The sequence below is a fragment of the Streptomyces sp. NPDC046335 genome, assembly GCF_055587985.1.
The window spans coordinates 230,951-250,199 of sequence record NZ_JBVJFF010000001.1; the positions used below are offsets into that span (position 1 = coordinate 230,951).

17 protein-coding genes and 1 tRNA gene are annotated in these 19,249 nt (G+C 73.6%); 6 read left to right on the forward strand and 12 right to left on the reverse strand.

The genetic code is table 11. From position 1 onward, the window contains the following. Window positions 1-330: 330 nt before the first annotated feature. Window positions 331-1,584 carry a M6 family metalloprotease domain-containing protein gene (locus ACZ6JY_RS01000; protein WP_469191878.1) on the forward strand — a complete coding sequence of 418 codons (1,254 nt, stop codon included), beginning with the start codon at window positions 331-333 and terminating at the stop codon, window positions 1,582-1,584. Between the two features lie 358 nt (window positions 1,585-1,942). Here ACZ6JY_RS01000 and ACZ6JY_RS01005 read toward each other — a convergent pair. From ACZ6JY_RS01005 to ACZ6JY_RS01035, 7 genes are all read right to left on the reverse strand, one after another. Then, a tRNA-Lys gene (locus ACZ6JY_RS01005) sits at window positions 1,943-2,016 on the reverse strand. After that, a complete protein-coding gene (locus tag ACZ6JY_RS01010) occupies window positions 2,007-2,669 on the reverse strand; it encodes a bifunctional DNA primase/polymerase (protein WP_469190922.1) in 663 nt (220 codons plus the stop codon). Before ACZ6JY_RS01010 ends, ACZ6JY_RS01005 begins: the two co-directional genes overlap by 10 nt. A 202-nt stretch (window positions 2,670-2,871) precedes the next feature. Further along, entirely contained in the window at window positions 2,872-3,225 is a 354-nt protein-coding gene (locus ACZ6JY_RS01015) for a hypothetical protein (RefSeq protein ID WP_469190924.1), read from the reverse strand. 127 nt (window positions 3,226-3,352) lie between these two features. Then, window positions 3,353-4,714, reverse strand: a complete 1,362-nt coding sequence (locus ACZ6JY_RS01020) for an AAA domain-containing protein (protein WP_469190926.1) — start codon at window positions 4,712-4,714, stop codon at window positions 3,353-3,355. Window positions 4,715-4,811: 97 nt separating this feature from the next. Continuing rightward, complete coding sequence (locus ACZ6JY_RS01025; RefSeq protein ID WP_469190928.1) at window positions 4,812-6,398, reverse strand: hypothetical protein; 1,587 nt, start codon at window positions 6,396-6,398, stop codon at window positions 4,812-4,814. A 259-nt stretch (window positions 6,399-6,657) separates the two neighbouring features. After that, the gene (locus ACZ6JY_RS01030; protein ID WP_469191880.1) at window positions 6,658-7,779 is read right to left on the reverse strand and encodes a hypothetical protein; all 1,122 of its coding nucleotides are present in this window, start codon (window positions 7,777-7,779) and stop codon (window positions 6,658-6,660) included. Beyond that, on the reverse strand, window positions 7,739-8,692 hold the full coding sequence (locus tag ACZ6JY_RS01035; RefSeq protein ID WP_469191881.1) for a phosphatase PAP2 family protein: 954 nt from the start codon (window positions 8,690-8,692) through the stop codon (window positions 7,739-7,741). The genes ACZ6JY_RS01030 and ACZ6JY_RS01035 overlap by 41 nt, the downstream gene beginning before the upstream one ends. Before the next feature lie 298 nt (window positions 8,693-8,990). Between ACZ6JY_RS01035 and ACZ6JY_RS01040 the strand changes: the two genes are divergently transcribed. Next, window positions 8,991-9,584 (forward strand): histidine phosphatase family protein, encoded by a 594-nt coding sequence (locus ACZ6JY_RS01040; protein ID WP_469190930.1) that lies wholly within the window; start codon window positions 8,991-8,993, stop codon window positions 9,582-9,584. A gap of 13 nt (window positions 9,585-9,597) precedes the next feature. On the opposite strand, the gene ACZ6JY_RS01045 is transcribed toward ACZ6JY_RS01040, so the two are convergent. Beyond that, a complete protein-coding gene (locus ACZ6JY_RS01045; RefSeq protein ID WP_469190932.1) occupies window positions 9,598-11,094 on the reverse strand; it encodes a tetratricopeptide repeat protein in 1,497 nt (498 codons plus the stop codon). A 295-nt stretch (window positions 11,095-11,389) separates the two neighbouring features. Between ACZ6JY_RS01045 and ACZ6JY_RS01050 the strand changes: the two genes are divergently transcribed. Further along, complete coding sequence (locus ACZ6JY_RS01050; protein WP_469191883.1) at window positions 11,390-11,896, forward strand: hypothetical protein; 507 nt, start codon at window positions 11,390-11,392, stop codon at window positions 11,894-11,896. A 67-nt stretch (window positions 11,897-11,963) separates the two neighbouring features. Next, window positions 11,964-12,824 (forward strand): spermidine synthase, encoded by an 861-nt coding sequence (locus tag ACZ6JY_RS01055; protein ID WP_469190934.1) that lies wholly within the window; start codon window positions 11,964-11,966, stop codon window positions 12,822-12,824. A gap of 15 nt (window positions 12,825-12,839) precedes the next feature. On the opposite strand, the gene ACZ6JY_RS01060 is transcribed toward ACZ6JY_RS01055, so the two are convergent. Next, entirely contained in the window at window positions 12,840-13,433 is a 594-nt protein-coding gene (locus ACZ6JY_RS01060) for a hypothetical protein (protein ID WP_469190936.1), read from the reverse strand. A 121-nt stretch (window positions 13,434-13,554) separates the two neighbouring features. On the opposite strand from ACZ6JY_RS01060, the gene ACZ6JY_RS01065 reads away from it, so the two are divergent. After that, complete coding sequence (locus tag ACZ6JY_RS01065) at window positions 13,555-14,259, forward strand: response regulator transcription factor (protein ID WP_469190938.1); 705 nt, start codon at window positions 13,555-13,557, stop codon at window positions 14,257-14,259. Continuing rightward, window positions 14,256-15,677, forward strand: coding sequence for a sensor histidine kinase (locus ACZ6JY_RS01070; RefSeq protein WP_469190940.1), 1,422 nt, complete (start codon window positions 14,256-14,258; stop codon window positions 15,675-15,677). The genes ACZ6JY_RS01065 and ACZ6JY_RS01070 overlap by 4 nt, the downstream gene beginning before the upstream one ends. Before the next feature lie 117 nt (window positions 15,678-15,794). Here ACZ6JY_RS01070 and ACZ6JY_RS01075 read toward each other — a convergent pair whose 3' ends face one another. From ACZ6JY_RS01075 to ACZ6JY_RS01085, 3 genes are all read right to left on the reverse strand, one after another. After that, window positions 15,795-17,213 (reverse strand): GH1 family beta-glucosidase, encoded by a 1,419-nt coding sequence (locus ACZ6JY_RS01075; RefSeq protein ID WP_469190942.1) that lies wholly within the window; start codon window positions 17,211-17,213, stop codon window positions 15,795-15,797. Window positions 17,214-17,321: 108 nt separating this feature from the next. Then, window positions 17,322-18,248 (reverse strand): carbohydrate ABC transporter permease, encoded by a 927-nt coding sequence (locus tag ACZ6JY_RS01080; protein WP_469190944.1) that lies wholly within the window; start codon window positions 18,246-18,248, stop codon window positions 17,322-17,324. Beyond that, window positions 18,245-19,249 (reverse strand): carbohydrate ABC transporter permease, encoded by a 1,005-nt coding sequence (locus tag ACZ6JY_RS01085; protein WP_469190946.1) that lies wholly within the window; start codon window positions 19,247-19,249, stop codon window positions 18,245-18,247. The genes ACZ6JY_RS01080 and ACZ6JY_RS01085 overlap by 4 nt, the downstream gene beginning before the upstream one ends.

Genomic DNA, 19,249 nt, shown 5'->3' on the forward strand with positions numbered 1-19,249 from the left:
TCGAACAGGTCTCGTCGGGCGTCGTAGAGCCGACGGGGCCCATGTGGGGGACGGGCCCGCGCCGGAAAGTGTGCCGATCATAGAGGCCGACCGGAGAACCCATCCAGCCATGCCGCCGCCCCGGGCGCGGCCCGCCGACCACGACAGATCGTTTCTGCTCGGCACTGGACCGGTTCCTTCTCCGGATGATCACTTGTGACGTTCCGTGAGCACTCGGGGTGTCGGCCCTCTGTCCGGTGCTCACCCGGAAGGGCCAGGCAAACAGGGCGTAACGCTTGAAAGCGTCACAAGGTGGGTGGGGTGTCCCGCATTCCGCACCCGGAGGTCGACGTGCCGCGTCAGCACCCCTCTTGGGGACTCACCCCTGGAGGGGGAAATCCCCGGTTGCGCAGCACCGCGGCGATCCTCACCTCGCTGACCGCCCTGGCCGCCACCTCGCTGGCCGCGGGGCCCGCGATCGCCGAGTCCGTCGCGGGGCCGTGCGCGCTGCGTCGCACCGCCGCGCATCACTCGGAGGGGCTCGACACCTGGAACACCGGCTATCCGCGCCCGGCCAGGACCCTGGACGCGGTCATGGTCTTCCTGTCCTTCCCCGACTCGCCGCCGCTGACGACGCCGCAGGAGCTGGCCGCCGACCACTTCCCCGCCACCAGCCGGTTCTTCGAACAGGCCTCGTACGGCAAGTTCAGCCTCCGGCCGCATCCGGGGCGCGAGTGGGTGGAGATGCCGCGGACCTCCACGGAGTACGCCATAGAGCGTGACTGGAACGCCCAGCGCAGGGCCGCCTATCTGCGGGACGCGCTGGCCGCCGCCGATCCGCACGTGGACTTCTCCCGCTACGACGTCGTCTATTTCGTCGCCGACCCGGACGCGCCCGGCGTCGACTCCGACGCCACCAAGGTCGTGAACTTCGACCGGCCGATGCGGGCCGACGGCGCCGACATCCGGCGCATCGTCACGGTCTTCGAGCGGCACCCGCCGGACCGCAACGTCCTGGCCCACGAGACCGGCCACGTCTTCGACCTGCCGGACCTCTACCACCGCCCGACCGACGGCAAGGGCGACTGGGACACGCATGTGGGGGACTGGGACGTCATGGGCAGCCAGTTCGGCCTGGCGCCGGACCTCTTCGGCTGGCACAAGTGGAAGCTGGGCTGGCTGGAGCCCCACCAGGTGCACTGCGTGACCACGGGCGCCGAACGGCTGACCCTGGAGCCCCTGGCGGCCGACCCCGTGCACGGCGCCCTCGGCGGCACCCGGCTCGCGGTGGTCCGCACGGGCCGGGACACGGCCCTGGCCCTGGAGGCCCGCGGCCGGACGGGCAACGACCACGCGACGTGCACGGAGGGCGTTCTCATCTACGAGGTCCAGAACGAGACGGCCTCCGGCAGCGGCCCCGTCAAGGTCATCGACGCCCACCCGAAGTCGGAGTCCTGCTGGGGCGACTCGGTCTACCCCCAGCTCGCGGACGCCCCGGTGCGAGCGGGCGAGAGCTTCTCGGTCCCCGGGGAGGACGTCCGCGTGGAGGTGGAGACGAGGATGCCCTCGGGGGCGTGGACGGTGAAGATCACGACCGTGGAGTGAGGGGTTCCGGGGGGCGGGGCGGGGCGGGGTGGGTTCTGGGGTGAGCTTCGGGGCGGGCGGGTTCCTGCGGGGGTGCTGGGGCGCTTGGGGCGTGGTGGCGGTGCGGGTGGGCTTGGGGGTGCCGGTGCCTGTGCCTGTGCCGGTGTCGCTGCCTGTTGCCTGTGCTGGTGCTGGTGTGCCCGAGCGGGTCGAGTTGGTGGTGCGGGCGCGTGGGCTGCGGTGCCGGCGCGGCGGCGTGGGCGGAATCGCCGGTGCCGGGCGCGGCGGCTGCGGTGCCGTTGGGGCCGGCGGCTGCGATGCAGCTAGGGGGCCGCACGCAAGAAACCCCCCGCTTTCGCGAGGGGCTTCTTGTTGTCTGTGCGCCGCCAGGGACTCGAACCCCGGACCCGCTGATTAAGAGTCAGCTGCTCTAACCAACTGAGCTAGCGGCGCCTGCTGACGTCGTAGACCTTAGCATCCTGATCGCCGCCAGGAAAAATCGATATGTGCGCCCCGGAAGGCGCCGCAGGGACCGCGTCCCCGTGGGCCGCCGTGCCCGTTCCGCGGGCCGCCCGTACGCAGGCCCAGAGCAGTACCTCGGGCCCCGGCAGCCAGGGGTGACGCGTGCCGGGGGCCACCAGCCAGCGCGTCTCGGCATGGGCGGGCGAGGCGTCGGCGGGGGCCGTGAGCGGCGGCACGGTGACCGCGTCGCCCGTGCCGTGGCAGAGCACGGACGGGACGGAGGGGCCCCACTCCTCCCAGCCGAGGAGCGAGGGCAGGCGCTGGGCGGTGCGCGGGGCGGCGAACAGCAGCGTGCGGCCGCGGTGCACGGCCACCGGCCCCGAGCCCGGACCCTCGTCCCATAAGTGGTCCAGCATCCGCCGGCCGAAGACCGCGGGGACGCTCACGACGTCGAAGACGGAGCCGCAGGGCAGTACGGCGGGAGCGGCGGGCCTGGCCCGCCAGTGGGTGAGCGCGCTGCGCGGATACGTCTCGGCGGAGGCGAGCCAGGCGGCTCCCTCCGCGGTGACGTCACAGGCCGCGTCGTGGGCGGGGCCGAGGGGGGAGGGGGCGGTCTGGCCGTGCGGAGGGGCGCTGGTACTCATGGCAGGTACGTCTACCGCTGGTGAGCGCACGGTTTCACAGGGTTGCCGAATCCGGGGACGGCGACGGGTGGATTGCGGTACCTTGCCCCCGTGGCATATGCCGGACATATGTTCGCTTCAGGTGGCCGCCAGTGCCGCCGACGCCGCCGGCTGCCACCAGTCGCCGCCAAGGGGCCACCAGTGCCCCGCCGGACCAGCGCGGCTAGGCCTGCTTCTCGGCGCCCCCGCGCAGCAGGTCACGGCCGAACTCCACCATCTTCTTGGCGTAGTCCTCCGTCCACTGCGCGCGCTCCGCGATCAGCGCGGGCGTCAGCCGGTCGAAGCGGCGGGGGTCGGCGAGCTGGGCCGCGGCCATGGCCTGGAACTCGACGGACCGGTCCGTCGCGGCGCGGAACGCGTGCGTCAGCTCCGTCGCGCGGTCGAGCAGCCGCCGGGGGTCCTCGATCGACTCCAGGTCGAAGAAGTGCTCGGTGTCGGCCACCGCCTCCGCGGGCTCGAAGAGCAGAGGCGCGGGTCGCATGCGCTGTTCGGTCCGGGGCCGCTCGGGCTCCGCCATGGTGGATCCTCCTCGTACGGTGCGCGCCGTCCGTGCGGCGTTCAGGCCATCTACCATTGTCCCTTGCCGCACAAGTGGGCCACGGCGCTCGCCCCGCCGCCACCCGCGCCCCCGGCTCCGCCGGTGCTCACCCGCCCCACCGCACCCGGTGCTCCGCCAGCCGTGCCAGCACCGCGTGGTTCGCCTCCCAGCCGTCCGGGAATTTCACGGTGACCCCCAGCTGGACCGGTTCCGTGGACGGGTGGTCGTCCAGGAGGGTGTCCACGCCCGCCCGGCAGACCACGACGCAGGCGTGGCGGTGGCGGGAGGTCAGGACGCAGAGGCGGCCCGTCTCCAGGTGGAACGCCGTGGCGTCCGGGCGGCCGGAGAGCGGATGCAGGACGACCGTCACGTCGTACTCACGGCCTTGCAGACGGTTCGCCGTGTCCACCGTGACGTCCTTGATGCCGAGCGCGGCGAGGGCCGCGCGGACCGCCGCCGCCTGGTCCCGGTGGGCCGTGCCGACGGCGATGCGGTCCGCCGTGAGCGGGGCGGGGCCGGGACCGCGCTCCGACGTGGCCGCGCCGCCCCGGTCGAGGAGCCGCCGCACCACCTGGGCCAGCGCGCCGACCGCCTCGGGGTCCGTGCGCGGAGTGTTCCGCGCGGGCAGCTCCAGGAGACCCCAGCCCGCCTCGGCCGCCTCGTCGATCACCCGGTCCGCGGCCGAACCGTCCGACGCCACCGCGAAGTTCAGCGTGCGGTCGCCGTGGTCCGTGCCGCTGCGGAAGGGCGTGTACGGATAGAAGGCGCCCGAGACCAGCGGCGCCGCCGACGCGGGCAGCCGCCAGGAGACCGGGAGTCGGTGCTGCGGCAGCTCCGGGTTGTGGGCGAGCAGCGTCGTCACAGCGGATGCCGAAGGGTCGTACGCGAGGCCGGCCCACTGCTCGGCGCCCACGATCGAGAACGGGTCGAGCTGGCCCGGGTCGCCCACGAACAGCGCCCGCTCGAAGAGCCCCGCCACGGCGAGCAGCGCGTCCGACCGCATCTGGTACGCCTCGTCGACGATCGCGTGCCCCCACGGCGCGTCGAGCTGGTCGACCTTGACGTGCGCCCACTTCGCGGCCGTGGAGATGACCACGTCGAGCCCCGCGAGATCCCCCGCCTTGGTCGACTTGCGGACGTTCGGCAGATCGTCGAGCGCCTTGTCGTACGGGTCGGGGTCGCTGCTGTGCAGGCGGCCGACCGGCAGCTCGGGGTCCTTCTCGGCGAGCCGCAGGACCAGGTCGTCCACCTGCGCGTTCGTCTGCGCGATCACCATCAGGGGGCGGCCCGCCGCGGCCAGTTCGAGGGCCGCGCGGACCACCAGCGTCGACTTGCCCGCGCCGGGCGGCGAGTCGACCACGACACCGCGGTGCGTGCCGTGCAGCGTGTCGTGGAGGATCGCCTCCGTGGCGCGCGCGGCCTCGGCGCCGGGATCGAAGGCGCCACCGGCGGGCGGGGCGAGCTGCATCACAGGTTTTCCTCCGCGTGCGTCACAGGGGCTTCTCCGCGCGTGTCGCGTTGTCCCGGCAGGGTCTCCGCGCGCGTCACAACAATCGCCGCGTGCGTCACAGGGTGTCCTCCGTGGTCACCGGATCGGGGCGTTCCGCGGTGTCCGACGGCGGGCCGCCGTGGGTCCACGGGGTCTCCTCGGGGTCCGGGAGCTTGGGGCCGCCGCGCTGCTCGTGCTCGAAGAGCGTCCAGCAGATCCGGTCGCCCTTCTCGGGGACCGACCCCGCGTCGGGCTCCTTGCCGCGGCCCATCTTGTCGGTCAGGCGCAGCACGACGACGCCCTCGTCCTCGTACGCCACGAACTCGGCCGCCTGCGGTTTGCCTCCCAGCGAGCGGTACACCTTCGTGCGCTCGCCGAGGTGCGGGCGGTCGTCGGTGCGCACGGTGAGCAGCGGGCGCGGCCGCGGGCTCTTGGCCTCGGTGTACGCCATGACGACCTCCGTCACCTCGCCCGCGAAGGCCTCGCCCGCGAGCCGGCGGCCCGCCATCACCAGGGGGTCGTCGAGGGCCTCCTGGGCTTCGAGGCGGGACTGCTCGCGCTCGCGCGTGGCCAGCTTGTTCGCCGCGGTGACCGCGTCGTCGACGCGCGGCTGCGGCGGCTCGCCCGCGGCCACCCGGTCCCGGTGGCCCGTGAACGACCAGCGGTCACGCGTCCACCGGTCGGCGTCGTGCGCCGCCACGGGCAGCTTGCACAGGGCGTCGAGGCCGCGCCACACGGCGTCCCAGGTGGGGCGGGTCCTGCTGTCGATCAGGGCGTGGATCTCCCGCTCCGCCGCCGTGAGCGCGGCGAGGCGGACGTCCGCCTGGACGCCGTCCTCGGCGGCGGCCAGGGCGGTGCGGGCGCGGTCGTAGCGCTCCATGGCCGGGGCCAGCAGGGTGTTGTCGAACGCCGGGTCCGTGGCCGGGCCCGCCGGCGGGCACAGCAACTGGCCGTCCTTGTCCCGCCCGAGCTCGGCGCGGAAGGCGGCCTCGGCGCCCGATGTGCCCTCCGGGGCCTCGATCCAGGCGAGCAGGGCGCCCAGATGCTGGTCCTCCAGGCTGGACTGGCCGGTGGCCCAGTGCCGCGAGAGCAGCTCGGTCATGGCGAGCAGCAGGGACGAGCCCGGGACGCGGGCCCGCTCCCCGAAGTGCGTCAGCCAGCGGCCGAGGAGGGGGACGCGGGGCGGCGCGGGGTAGGGCGCGTCGGGGTCCTGTTCGGCGGTGCGGCGAAAGCGCATGGAGCGGCCGAGCAGCCGCACGAACTCGATGCCGGCCCGGCTGGGGACGATGAGCTGCGGGGCGTCCGCGCAGAGCTCGACCTCGACCTTGACGCGCTTGCCCGTCTCGGGGTCCGTGTCGTTGCGCTCGGCCGCCTCGACGTCCTCGGCGAACGAGTCGACGTACGGCAGGACGATCTCGGCGAGCTGCGCCAGGAACGTGAAGCGCAGGTCCCGGTCGCGGGGCTGGGGCACGACGAGGAGCCGCGGCGAGGTCCGCTCCGTCCCCACGAGCGCGCCGAGGGGCGCGCCCGCCTCGCCCGCGGTGGTGAGCGGCACGAGGACGAGCGGCCGCTGCGACAGATGCCGGTGACGCACGGTGGCCCTCGGCTGCGCCCGCCCCGAAGAGACAGCTTCAAGCCGAGCAAGCCCATCAATCAACGACATCCCGCCACCTCCCTGGCCGGGGCCTCGGCCCGTGGGTGGGCCGCTCGGCGGTGTGCGGTGGGTGCCGGGTTGGCCGGGGTGCGTGTGGCGGTGGGGGGTGTCTGTGGGTGGGTGGGGTCGTGGGTCAGTGACATCTCGCCGCCTTTCCGGCCAAGGCCTCGGGCCCGTGGGGCGGCCGCTCGGCGGTGTGCGGTGGGTGCCGGGTTGTTCGGGGACCGTGTGGTGGTGGAAGGCGTCTGTGGGTGGGAGGGGGTGTGGGTCAGTGACATCTCGCCGCCTCTCCGGTCAGGGCCTCGGCCCGTAGTCGTGAGGCTCTGCGCAGGGTCGCCACCGTTGGGTCGTCCGGGTCGCCCGTGGTGCCGGAGGCGGCCGACAGGACGTCGTCGACGGAGGTCAGGCCGCCGAGCTCGCCCCGGATCGAGCGGCCCAGCGCCGTCACCTCGCCCTCCTCGCGGGCCCGGGCCCGGCAGTGGAAGGCCAGCTCGCAGGCGGACAGGCACTCGGGGGCATACGTCGCCGGGACCGCCTCCACCGCCGCCGACAGCTCGGCCGCCGGGCGGCGCACGTCGAACGTCGTGCCTTCGGGCAGCTCCGCCGCGATGTCCTCGACGCGCGTGAGGCGGGCGAGCTGGCGCCGGGTCACCGAGAGCTGCTTGCGGACGTCGATCGCCGACGCCGTCGGCAGGTTGGAGAAGTCCTTGGGGCAGACGAGGAGGATGTGGTGGCGGATCACCGCCGGGGGATCGATCCGCGCGGCCACCTGCTCCAGGGCCAGCGCGTACACCGCGGACTGGCGCGCCGCCGCCCCCACCTTCGCCGCGTCCGCCGAACCGTCGATCATCGGGAAGGACTTGATCTCGACGACCGTCCAGCCGCCGTCGGGGTGGACGACGACCGCGTCCGGCTCCAGGAAGGCGGGCGTCCCCGCCACGTCGAGGGCCAGCATGGGGTGGTCCAGAAGCGTCCAGCCGCCGGACGCCGTGGCCTCCCGCAGGGCCAGCGCCGTGCGGGCGGAGCGGCCCTCGGGGCCCGCCGCGGCCAGGTCGGGGACGGCGCTCCCGCCGGGCACGGGCTCGGCCCCGCCGCCGAGGCGCTGGTGCGTCAGGCGCAGCAGCTCCGCGCCGCCGTCGGCCTTGACCCGCGCCTCGAAGGCATTGCCGCGCATGAACGCGAACTGGGACTGGCCGAAGCCGGAGGGCGCGCCGAGCGACCGGGCCAGCGCCGTCTTGTCCACGCCCGCGCCATCGAGCAGCGAACGCCGCCTGCACCCGGGGTTGGCCGCGAGCGCGGCGAGCGCCCTGGCGTCCAGCGGCTGCGCGGGGACGTCGGGGCCGCGCAGCTCAGCGAGACGGTGCCGCAGCGCCGTCCTCGGCCTCGGCAGGGTCGGCGCTGGGCCCGGCGCCGAGGCCGGCACTCTGCTTGCGCTGTCGGGGAAGTGGCTCACCCACCGAAGTCTGGCACCCGGCACCGACAATCGAGGACTCTGTGGCGGACGGGACCCCGTCGGGCCGGAAGAAGCGGCTCCGCAGCCGGGCCAGCGCGGGTTCGCTGAGCCGCCGCACGGGCCGTACGAGGAGCAGTCCGACGCCCATCACGGCGGCGCCGGCGACCGCGTCGAGGAAGTAGTGGTTGGCGGTGCCCATCACGACGAGCGTGGTGATCAGCGGGTACGCCACAGCGGCGACCCGCGCCAGCGGCGTGCGCCCGTGCCGCCACAGCATCACGCCGCACCACAGCGCCCATCCCACGTGCAGGCTGGGCATCGCCGCGTACTGGTTGGTCATGCCGCCGAGCCCGCGCGGCGCGCTCGCCTCGCCGCCCCACCAGCCGTAGTCGCTGTACTGCGCCATGGTGTCGACGAAGCCGTGGCCCGCGCTCAGCAGCCGCGGCGGGCACGTCGGCAGGAGCGTGAAGCCGACCAGGCCGATCATCGTGGAAATCATCAGCCACGCGCGTGCGGCACGGTAGTGGACCGCGCGGCTGCGGAAGAGCCAGACGAGGACGGCGGGCGTGACCAGGTAGTGCAGGGAGGCGTACCAGAAGTCGGCAGGGACGCCGATCCAGGCCTGCGAGGTGAAGAGCCGGTTCAGCGGGCTCTCGGCGTTCAGCCGCAGGAACTGCTCGGCCCGCAGGATGCCGATGCCGTGGTCGACGGCGGCGGCGACGTCGCCCCGGACCACGAGCCGCCCGGCCGAGTACGCGGCGTACACCAGCACGATCAGCGGCAGCTCCGTCCACCAGCGCAGTCGCTGTACGGGCCGGCCGCCCGTGCCTGGCGCCTCGGTCTTGGGCAGCATCCGGTCGGTCCCCCATCATCTCTGTTCACCCGGCGCTCGCCGCCCAGATCACCCGGCGTTCGCCGCCGCATCACCTTACGGGCTGCGCGGGAGACACCGTTGCGCCTCCGCGGTACCAGACGCAGAGATCGCACGCAGGGTTGCCGACCCGGGCGGAGGTCCTGTCACGGGTGGGTGATGATGGAGGGAACGGGCACCCACCTGTCCGTAAAAAGCCGCAAAAGTCCCTCGGTGAAAGCTGCCGGAGCCCCTCCGCGCCCGCGCCCGAGGCCGCGTACGACTTGGAGAGACACCCATGGCACCGCGCATCCTGCTGGCCCGGCACGGACAGACCGAATGGTCGCTGTCCGGGAAGCACACCGGCAGGACGGACATCCCGCTCCTGGCCGAGGGCCGCCTCGGCGCGAAGCTCCTGGGCGAGCGGCTGCACCGCGCGCCCCACGACGGCCTGCCGGACGTCGAGGTGCGCACGAGCCCGCTCTCCCGGGCGCGGGAGACCTGCGAGATCGCCGGCTTCGGGGACCGCGCCCGCACCTGGGACGCGCTCATGGAGTTCGACTACGGCTCCTACGACGGCATGACCCCCGCCGACATCCAGGCCGTCCGCCCCGGCTGGTTCATCTGGCGCGACGGCGTCCCGCGGGGCGAGACGCTGGCCCAGGTCTCCGCGCGCGCGGACGAGGTGGTCGAGTGGGCCAGGAGCGCCGACCGCGACGTGCTGGTCTTCGCGCACGGCCACATCCTGCGGGTCATCGGCGCGCGCTGGCTCGGCGAGGACATCACATTCGCCTCCCGCATCCGCCTCAACCCCACGTCCCTCTCGGTCCTCGGCTGGGCCTACGGGGAGCCCGCCATCGAATCGTGGAACGAGACGGGCCACCTGTCGTAGCCGCGAGCGGTGCCTACACGGCCCGCGGCAGCGCGGCGTGCCGCTCCAGGAAGCCGCCGACCCCCGACGCCCTGCGGTGCGGCAGCAGCACCCGCGCGGTCGTGGCGAGCATCGACTGGACGCGCGACGACTGCACCTCGTCGAGGAACGACAGCACCCGAAGCCCCGCCGTCGCCGCCTCGTCGGGCCGCCCCGCGCGCGCCAGGTCGTCGGCCAGCTCGGCGGTGTACAGCGCGATGTTCCTGGTGAAGTGCGGGGTCTCGGACGCGGCCGTGACCGCGGCGCGCCGCGCGTACGTGGCCGCCCGCGACCAGTCGCCGAGTGCCGACCAGCACTGCGCCTCCAGGCCGTTCAGCTCGGCCTCGCCGTAGAAGCTCATCCACTCCGGGTCCTCGGGGGAGGCGCCGCGGTCGAAGAGGGCGTGCGCGCGGGTCAGCGAGTGCTCGCAGCCCGCGCGGTCGCCGAGCCCCGCCCAGCCGCCGGCCTCGCGCAGCGCGAGGAGCGAGAGCAGCCGGGGGGAGCCGAGCCGCCGGGCGGCGCGGGTGGCCGCCTGGGCCGCCCGGACCGCCTCGCGGGGGCGCCCGGTGTCGCGGGCGAGGAAGGCGGTGTTGCAGAAGGCGTGCGCCTCCAGGGCGTCGTCGTCGGCGACCCGGGCGGTCGCGAGGGCCTCGGCGTAGTAGGAGCGGGCGTCGTCGAAGCGGCCCGAGTCGTGCGCGAGCCAGCCCACCGAGATGGCGAGTTCGCCCGCGCCCGCGTGCAGCCGGTCCGCGGTGGACTGCCGGGTGGTGCCCGCGTCGAGCAGGGCGTAGGCGGTCTTCAGGGGCGCGGCCGCCCGGCGGTAGAGGCCGTCGGCGCCGTGCCGGTCGTCGAGCAGCCTGATCTGGCGCACGGCCTCCTCGACCGCGGCCGCCTCGGTGTCGCCGGCCCTGCGGCCGGGCCGGACGGCGGCCTCGGCCGGGTGGCCGGGGGGGAGCCCGACGGGCCCCAGGGACGCGGCGGCCACGGCGGCCGTCGAGCCGGTCATGAATGCGCGACGTCGCACGTCGCTCTCCTCTGGAGTCTGGATCGCGTACGGATCGCAGGCGCTGGGGTCGGACCCGGACGGATGGGACTCGTACGAGTGGATCGAGGTGTGCGGGTGGTTCGTGATGACGGAGGGTGGGGGTTCGGTGGGGTCGGCGGTGGAGCCCGGCGGCGGTGGTGCGCCGGAGCCGGGGCGCGCGCCTCTGCCGCGCACCAGCGACCGGGGCGCGAACCCCAGGTCGGTCAGGTTCCGGCCGGGGAACATGTGCAGGAACACGCGCTCGTAGGCGTAGTTGGGGCAGCGGATCTCGCCGGCCTCCACCCGCCCGATGTACCGCGCGTCGCAGCTCACCCGCTCGCCGATCTCACGGGCGGCCCGGCGGACCGCCGCCGCGAACTCGCCGGGCGAGCGCTGACCGCGCAGGCGCCGGAAGGCAAGGTTCGGTCGCGGGGACTGAGTTGACGATGCCATCGGTGAGGTCGCCATGGCCGGACCCTCTCGTGCGGATCGTGCCGGACCGCGCACCTGCTCGCGCGCAGCGGTCACACCCGCGCACGGGATCTCGCGGGGCGCCCCTGTTCCGGCGGAGCACGAACGTACCCGCTGTGATGGTGCGGATACACGGAGTTCACCTACAAACCGGTCATCTCACCCACGATCTGCCATGAACTGCCATCCTTTGTGGCGGCGTGCCGCAGTGCCCGTTGACGCGGGTCCGCGTTGAACCATGCGGAGAGGGAGACCGCAACAGCTCCCGTACTCGCGAGGAGGGTCCCCCTTGTTGGAGATCGGCATGGAGAACAGCGACTCCCGTACGGAGAGCGGCGCGGCACCGGCGTCACTGACGACGGCCCGGCACTCGCCCACGCAGGACGGAAGCTCGTCGCCGCCGGGCCGGGCCGTGTGCGAGGACGAGTGCTGTGACCTGGTCACGGTCCCGGCGCGGCAGGGGCTCGAAGCGGTGGACATCCTGCGCCGCGGGCCCGGCGACACCATCGGCCCCGTCCTGCACGACGGTGACTGCGACACCCTCGGCTTCCTGGTGCCGCCCGGCACCGCCGACGGCTGGGACCTGCCGGGCAGTGCCTGCACGCAGACCTTCGGGCGCGGCATGAGCGTGTACGCGGAGCCGGACCCCGGGCCCGCCGTCCCCGAGCCGCCGGTCGCGGGCACCGGCTGGCTCCTGCCGCCGGGCGGCGAGACCGACCCCGTCACGGACCCCGCCGTCCTGCGGGAAGCGCTCGGCCGGGCGGCCCGCACGATCGAGGCCGCCGACAACTGCCGCTGACACCGGCCGCGGGCGGCCGGGAGCACCTCGCGGGGCCCGCGCCGCACCGGGCGCCGATAATGGTCCGATGGCAAGGAACAGGCGATCCCGCGAAGAGTCCGAGGCGGTCGTCGAGCAGGTGGACGGCGGGCTCGCCGAGCTGACGCCGGACCGGGACAGGCCGCGCGCGTGGACGCTTCTCCTGGACGGCGCCCCGCAGTCCCACGTGGACCTCGACGACCCCGGGTACCTCGACTTCGAGTACCAGCGCAGGCTCGGGCACGTGGCCGACCTCGTCGCGCCCCCGGGCAAGCCGATACAGGCCCTGCACCTGGGCGGCGGCGCCTTCACCCTCGCCCGCTACATAGCGGCGACCCGCCCCCGCTCCACCCAGCAGGTCGTCGAGCGCGACACCGCCCTCATCGCGCTCGTCCGCCGTGCTCTGCCGCTCGACCCGCAGGCCCGCATACGGGTGCGCGGCACCGACGCCCGCGACGGCCTCGCGAAGATCGCCGACGGCTGGGCGGACCTCGTCATCGCCGACGTCTTCAGCGGCGCCCGTACCCCCGCGCACCTCACCAGCACGGAGTTCCTCACCGACGTACGCAGGGTGCTGCGCCCCGGCGGGTTCTACGCCGCCAACCTCGCCGACGGGCCGCCGCTCGCGCATCTGCGCGGCCAGCTCGCCACCGCCGCCGCGCTCTTCCCCGAACTCGCCCTCGTCGCCGACCCCGCCGTGCTGCGCGGCAAGCGGTTCGGCAACGCCGTGCTGCTCGCCGGTGACCACGCGCTGCCCGTCGCGGAGCTGACCCGGCGCAGCGCGAGCGATCCGCACCCGGCCCGGGTCGAACACGGGCGCGGGCTGCGGGACTTCAGCGGGGGAGCGGCCGCGGTGACGGACGCGAACGCGGTCGCCTCGCCCGCGCCGCCGCCCTCGGTCTTCCGCTGAGCGCCACGGCCGCCGTCACGACTTGGTGATCTCCACGCGTGGCGCGGAGTCGTGCCAGGTGCAGAACACCGAGACCGTGGCCGCGCCGCCCGTGAAGTCCACGCGGATCCACTTCTCCTGCGTCCACGTCCGCACCGACCAGCCCGCCGCCGGGGTCGCCGAGACCAGCGTCGCGGACTCCTTGCCGAGGTCGAGGACGACCCGGCCGCCGTCCGTGTTGTAGCCCTTCACGGTGCCCGTGCCGCCGGAGTCCCTGCCGGCCTGGGCGGGTGACGGCGCCGCGGGGCTCTTCGTACGGGTCTTCGACGGCTCGGACGGGTCTGCCGTCCGCCGCGGATTCCCGGTGCTGTCCGGCCGCTCGTCCTTCTCCGGGTCCTCGGCGTTCTCGGCGTTCTCGGACTTGTCCGGCTTGTCGGCGGGGCCCGGGTCGGCGCGGTGCGTCGAGGAGGACAGCGGCTCGCTCCGGCCGCCGCCGTCCGCGAGCGGCAGGGCGAGCGGCGGGTCGTAGGCGGTCCCCGCCAGCACCGTGTGGACGCCCCACCAGGAGAGCGTGACGGCCGCGCCCGTGGCGAGCGACCACGCGACGGTGTGTACGAGTCCTCTGCGCATCGCGGGCCATACTGCACCACGTCACGGGCCCGTGTCCCGGCGGACGGCCGCCGTCCCGTGCCACGGGGGCCGGGGCGTCCGAGGGGGACCGCGTTCCTCCGTATGGCGTACGGTGCCGCCCATGGCAAGTGTGCTCGTCGTCGAGGACGACCAGTTCGTACGCTCGGCCCTCATCCGGCATCTGACCGAGGCGACGCACACCGTGCGCAGCGTCGGCACGGCCCTCGAGGCGCTGCGGGAAGTCGCCCACCACCGCTTCGACGTGGTGATCCTCGATCTCGGCCTGCCCGACCTCGACGGGTCGGAGGCGCTGAAGATGCTGCGCGGCATCACCGACGTACCCGTGATCATCGCCACCGCGCGGGACGACGAGGCCGAGATCGTCCGGCTCCTGAACGACGGCGCCGACGACTACCTCACCAAGCCGTTCTCCGTCGAGCACCTGTCGGCGCGCATGGCCGCCGTGCTGCGCCGCTCCCGCGCCGCGTCGGGCGAGGCGCCTGCGGGCAACGTGCTGCGGGTCGGCGGGCTCGCCATCGATCCGCTGCGGCGCCAGGCCGAACTGGACGGGGCACGGCTCGACCTGACCCGGCGCGAGTTCGACCTGCTGGCCTTCCTCGCCGGGCGGCCCGGCGTCGTCGTGCCCCGCAGGGAACTGCTCGCCGAGGTGTGGCAGCAGAGCTACGGGGACGACCAGACCATCGACGTCCACCTCTCCTGGCTGCGGCGGAAGCTGGGCGAGACGGCCGCCAAGCCGCACTACCTGCACACCTTGCGCGGGGTCGGCGTGAAGCTGGAACCGCCGATGGCGGGACCGCCGCGGTGAGATGGGCGCTCGTCAAGGTGTGCCTGGCCGTCACGACGATGGTCGTGGTGGCCTTCGCGGTGCCGCTCGGCCTCGTCGTCAAGGAGATGGCCCGCGACCGTGCCATCTCCAACGCGGAGCGCCACGGGGCGGGCATGGGCCCCACCCTCTCCATCACCACCGACCGCGCGGAGCTGACCCGGGCCGTCGCCACGTCCGCGGCGGGCGGTGACGGGCGGATGGCCGTGTACGTACCGGCCACCGGTGACGCGGGCGCCTTCGAGGTCGGCGACCCGAGGGCCGGGGCGCGGGCCGTGGAGGCCACCCGTAACGAGGGCCGGGCAAGGACCGCCGAGGTGCCCGGCGGCTTCGTGGTCCTTCAGCCGACCGCGCTGAGCTCGGGCACGGCGGTCGTGGAGATCTACGTGCCCGAGGCCGAGGTCAGCAATGGTGTGACCACGGCGTGGCTGGTGCTCGCGGGCGTCGGTATCGCGCTCGTCATCGGTTCGGTGGCGGTCGCGGACCGGCTGGGCGTACGGATGGTCCTGCCCGCCAAGCGGCTCGTGGGCGCCGCGCGTGACCTCGGCGAGGGGAAGCTGGGGGCGCGGGTGCCGGAGGAGGGGCCCAAGGAGCTCCGCCTCGCGGCGGTGGCGTTCAACTCCATGGCCGACCAGGTGGTGCGGCTCCTGGCCAACGAGCGGGAGCTCGCGGCGGATCTCTCGCACCGGTTGCGGACGCCGCTGACCGTGCTGCGGCTGAACGCGGCCTCGCTCGGCGACGGCCCCGCGGCGGAGCAGACCCGTACGGCCGTCGAGACGCTGGAGCGCGAGGTCGACACGATCATCCGCACCGCGCGGGACGCGAAGCCGCAGACGGCGGTGGTCGGGGCCGGGGCGGGGTGCGACGCCGCCGAGGTGATCAGGGACCGCATGGCGTTCTGGTCGGCCCTTGCGGAGGACGAGGGGCGGGAGGTCCGCGTGGCGGGGGTGGAGCGGCCCGTCCGCATCCCCGTGGCCCGCGCCGAACTGGCCGCCGCGCTCGACGCGTTGCTCGGCAACGTCTTCCGGCACACGGGCGAGGGCACGGGCTTCTCGGTGGACGTCCACAGCGCCGAGGACGCGGTGATCGTCCTGGTCTCCGACGCGGGGCGGGGCATCGCCGACCCCGAGGCCGCGTTGGCGCGGGGCGCCGGGTCGGGGGCGGACGGGTCCACGGGGCTCGGCCTCGACATCGTCCGCCGCCTCACGGAGTCGACGGGCGGCGACGTACGGGTGGGCCGCTCGGTCCTCGGCGGCACGGAGGTGCGCCTCTGGCTCCAGCGGGCCGACCGTCGGGGCCGCCGCGGGACGGAGAACGACCGCCGGGGCCACCGGGGAAGACGCCGAAGTCATCACGCCCAGCCTGAGCCCCCGGTCAGCCCTCCCTCAAGCGGGCCCTAAGGATCATCCCGGGGGCCGGAAACACCCGTTATGCCGTGCCGCCAGGTGCCCCGGCCGGTGGCATCCCCCACGCGGCCGGGGCACCGCCCCCCGTTTCCCCCCGTCGTCGGGTACGGGTCAGTCGAGCGCGAGCTCGGGCAGCTCACCCGCGCGGGCGACCTTCGCGTACCAGTGGGCGCTGGACTTCGGGGTGCGGGCCTGCGTCTCGTAGTCGACGTACACCGTGCCGAAGCGCTTGCTGTAGCCGTAGGACCATTCGAAGTTGTCCAGGAGCGACCAGAGGTAGTAGCCGCGGACGTCGGCCCCGTCCGTGATGGCCTGCCGGACCGCGGCCAGATGGCCGTGGAGGTACGCGATGCGCTCGGGGTCGTGGACGCGACCCTCGGGGTCGGGCTTGTCGTCGTAGGCCGCGCCGTTCTCGGTGATGTACAGCGGCAGCCCGGGCGCCTCCCGCGTGTACCGCATGATCAGCTCGTGCAGCCCGGTCGGGTCGATGGACCAGCCCATCTGGGTGCGCTCGCCGGGCGTCTGGTGGAAGGCGACGTCCTCGGCCCCCGGCCAGGGGGAGTGCTCGCTGGCGCCGTGCCCGTCGTTGCTCGCGGACCCCGAACCGTCCTGGGCGGCCGACACCAGGGCCGGCGTGTAGTAGTTGAGGCCGAGCGCGTCCAGCGGCTGGTGGATGGCGGCCAGGTCGCCGTCCCGCACGCAGGACCAGTCGGTGATCCGTGCCGTGTCCGCGAAGAGGTCCTTCGGGTAGGCGCCGTGCAGCATCGGCCCGTGGAAGATGCCGTTGGCGAGGTTGTCGACGCGCCGCCGCGCGTCGAGGTCCCCCGGGGCCTCGGAGACCGGCCTGACCACGGAGGAGTTGAGGCTCACCGCGACGCGGGCGCGGGCGGGCAGGACGGTGCGCAGGGCCTGCGTGCCCAGGCCGTGCGCGAGGTTGAGGTGGTGGGCGGCGTGCAGGGCGGCCGCCGGGTCGGTGCGGCCGGGGGCGTGGACGCCGGAGCCGTAACCGAGGAAGGCGCTGCACCACGGCTCGTTGAGCGTGATCCAGGAGTTGACGCGGTCGCCGAGGGCCTCGCCGACGATGCCCGCGTACTCCGCGAACCGGTACGCGGTCTCCCGCGCCGGCCAGCCCCCGGCGTCCTCGAGCTCCTGCGGCAGGTCCCAGTGGTAGAGCGTCACGGCGGGCTCGATGCCCTTGGCGAGCAGGTCGTCGACCAGGCGCCGGTAGAAGTCGAGGCCGCGCTGGACGGCGGGGCCGCGTCCGGTGGGCTGCACGCGTGACCAGGAGACGGAGAAGCGGTAGGCGCTCAGGCCGAGGTCGGCCATGAGCGCGACGTCGTCGCGGTAGCGGTGGTAGTGCTCGACGGCGACGTCCCCGGTGTCACCGCCGTCCGTCCGGCCCGGAGTGTGGCTGAAGGTGTCCCAGATGGAGGGCGTACGGCCGTCCTCGCGCACGGCGCCCTCGATCTGGTACGCGGACGTGGCGGTGCCCCAGAGGAAACCGGCCGGAAAGGTAATGGGTTCAGGCATGGAAGCGCTCCCATGAAGCGTAGGGGGAAGAGAGGTACAGAGCGGAGAGGGACGGGGGAGGGGCAGGAGAAGGGGGAGTTCCGGGAGCCTGGACGGGCCCCCGGAGAATCAGCCCTTCACCGCGCCCTGCATGATCCCGCTCACGATCTGCTTGCCGAACAGGATGAACGCGAGCAGCAGCGGCAGCGTGCCAAGCAGGGCGCCCGCCATGATCACCGCCCGGTCGGGGATGTACCCCGTACCGAGGGAGTTGAGCGCCACCTGCACGGTCGGGTTCGACTGGTTGAGCGCGATGATCGGCCACAGGAAGTCGTTCCAGGCCATCACGAACGTCAGCAGTCCGAGCACGGCCATCGCGGGCCGCGCCGCCGGGAACACCACGTGCCAGATGATCCGCAGGCTGCTCGCCCCGTCCATCCGCGCCGCCTCGATCAGTTCGCCGGGCAGCGCCTGGAGCAGGTACTGCCGCATGAAGAACACCCCGAAGGCGCTCACGAACGTCGGCAGGATCACCGCTTGGAGCTGGTTGGTCCACTGCAGGTCCGCGACCCACAGGTACAGCGGTACGACGCTGAGCTGCGGCGGCACCATCATCGTGCCGATGGTCAGCAGGAGCAGCGCCCCGCTGAACCGGAACTTCAGTTTGGCGAAGGCGAATCCGGCGATCGTGGAAAACAGGACGGTGCCGATGGTGATGCTGCCCGCCACGATCGTGGTGTTCAGCATCGCGTCGCCCAGGCTCGCCTCCGTCCACGCCCTCTCCAGGTTCTTGAAGAGGTTGCCGCCGAACCACAGGGGCGGCGGCGTCTGCGCGAGCCGCCCGCTGGTGCGCGAGGCCGCGATCGCCGTCCAGATCAGCGGCGCGAGCGAGACGGCCGTGAACAGCGCGAGGACGACGTAGGCGACGGGGCCCGCGTGCATCGTCCGGCCGGCCTTCTGGCCGAGCGGGCGCACCCTGCTCCGCGGCGCCGGGACGCGGTCGGTCGGCGGGGCCTCGGGGAGGCCGGCCTTCGGGTCCACCGTGCGGGCCTTCATCGGTCCTTCCTCATACGTCGGACGATCAGCAAGTTGACCGCGGCGATGATCAGCAGGATCGCGAGCATCAGCCAGGCGACCGCCGAGGCCCGCCCCAGGTGGCCGTTGATCCAGCCCTGGTCGTACAGATAGAGCCCCAGCGTCTGGAACTGGTGGTCGGCGCCGCCCTTGGACCCGGCCGTGCCGCCGAAGAGGAGTGGCTCACCGAAGAGCTGGGTGGCCCCGATGGTGGAGACGACCACGGTGAACAGGATCGTCGGCCGCAGCATCGGGATCGTCACGTGCCGGAACTGCTGCCAGCGCGAGGCGCCGTCCAGCGCCGCCGACTCGTACAGGTCGTGCGGCACGGCCTGCATCGCCGCCAGGTAGATCAGCGCGTTGTAGCCGGTCCACCGCCAGATGACGATTGACGACACGGCGAACTGCGAACCCCACGACGACTCGCGCCAGTTGACCGGGTCGATGCCGATGGACCCGATCATCCAGTTGACCATGCCGCCGTCCCACGCGAACAGCAGCGTGAAGACCAGCGACGCGCTAGCCACCGATGTGGCGTACGGAGCGAGCATCGCCACGCGCCACAGGGTGGAGCCGCGCAGCTTGTAGTTGAGCAGGTGCGCGATGCCGAGCGCGATGGCGAGCTGGGGGACGGTGGCGATGACGCCGATGGTGAAGGTGTTGCCGAGCGCGTTCCAGAAGTAGTCGCTCTGCAGCAGGTTGGTGTAGTTCTCCAGGCCGAGCCAGGTGCTGTCGTCGAGGTTGGTCAGCTCCAGGCGGTGCAGCGAGGCCCAGCCCGTGTAGAGCAGCGGGAACAGGCCGAAGGCGCCGAAGAAGAGGAAGAACGGCGCGACGAAGACGTAAGGCGACGCCTTGATGTCCCAGCGGTACAGACGCCTGCGCCAGGGGGACGGCGTGCGGGAGGACTTGCTCCCGGTCGCGGCCGGGGCCGCGCCCCCCTTTCCGGGGGGCGCGGTCTCGGCGTACTCAGCGGTCTCGGACAT

What these genes read in the sequence shown, in the direction of transcription:
- ACZ6JY_RS01010 (WP_469190922.1), bottom strand. Translation starts at nt 2,669, where the DNA reads ATGAGTACCAGCGCCCCTCCGCACGGCCAGACCGCCCCCTCCCCCCTC.
- ACZ6JY_RS01015 (WP_469190924.1), bottom strand. Translation starts at nt 3,225, where the DNA reads ATGGCGGAGCCCGAGCGGCCCCGGACCGAACAGCGCATGCGACCCGCG.
- ACZ6JY_RS01020 (WP_469190926.1), bottom strand. Translation starts at nt 4,714, where the DNA reads ATGCAGCTCGCCCCGCCCGCCGGTGGCGCCTTCGATCCCGGCGCCGAG.
- ACZ6JY_RS01025 (WP_469190928.1), bottom strand. Translation starts at nt 6,398, where the DNA reads ATGTCGTTGATTGATGGGCTTGCTCGGCTTGAAGCTGTCTCTTCGGGG.
- ACZ6JY_RS01040 (WP_469190930.1), top strand. Translation starts at nt 8,991, where the DNA reads ATGGCACCGCGCATCCTGCTGGCCCGGCACGGACAGACCGAATGGTCG.
- ACZ6JY_RS01045 (WP_469190932.1), bottom strand. Translation starts at nt 11,094, where the DNA reads ATGGCGACCTCACCGATGGCATCGTCAACTCAGTCCCCGCGACCGAAC.
- ACZ6JY_RS01055 (WP_469190934.1), top strand. Translation starts at nt 11,964, where the DNA reads ATGGCAAGGAACAGGCGATCCCGCGAAGAGTCCGAGGCGGTCGTCGAG.
- ACZ6JY_RS01060 (WP_469190936.1), bottom strand. Translation starts at nt 13,433, where the DNA reads ATGCGCAGAGGACTCGTACACACCGTCGCGTGGTCGCTCGCCACGGGC.
- ACZ6JY_RS01065 (WP_469190938.1), top strand. Translation starts at nt 13,555, where the DNA reads ATGGCAAGTGTGCTCGTCGTCGAGGACGACCAGTTCGTACGCTCGGCC.
- ACZ6JY_RS01075 (WP_469190942.1), bottom strand. Translation starts at nt 17,213, where the DNA reads ATGCCTGAACCCATTACCTTTCCGGCCGGTTTCCTCTGGGGCACCGCC.
- ACZ6JY_RS01080 (WP_469190944.1), bottom strand. Translation starts at nt 18,248, where the DNA reads ATGAAGGCCCGCACGGTGGACCCGAAGGCCGGCCTCCCCGAGGCCCCG.
- ACZ6JY_RS01085 (WP_469190946.1), bottom strand. Translation starts at nt 19,249, where the DNA reads ATGTCCGAGACCGCTGAGTACGCCGAGACCGCGCCCCCCGGAAAGGGG.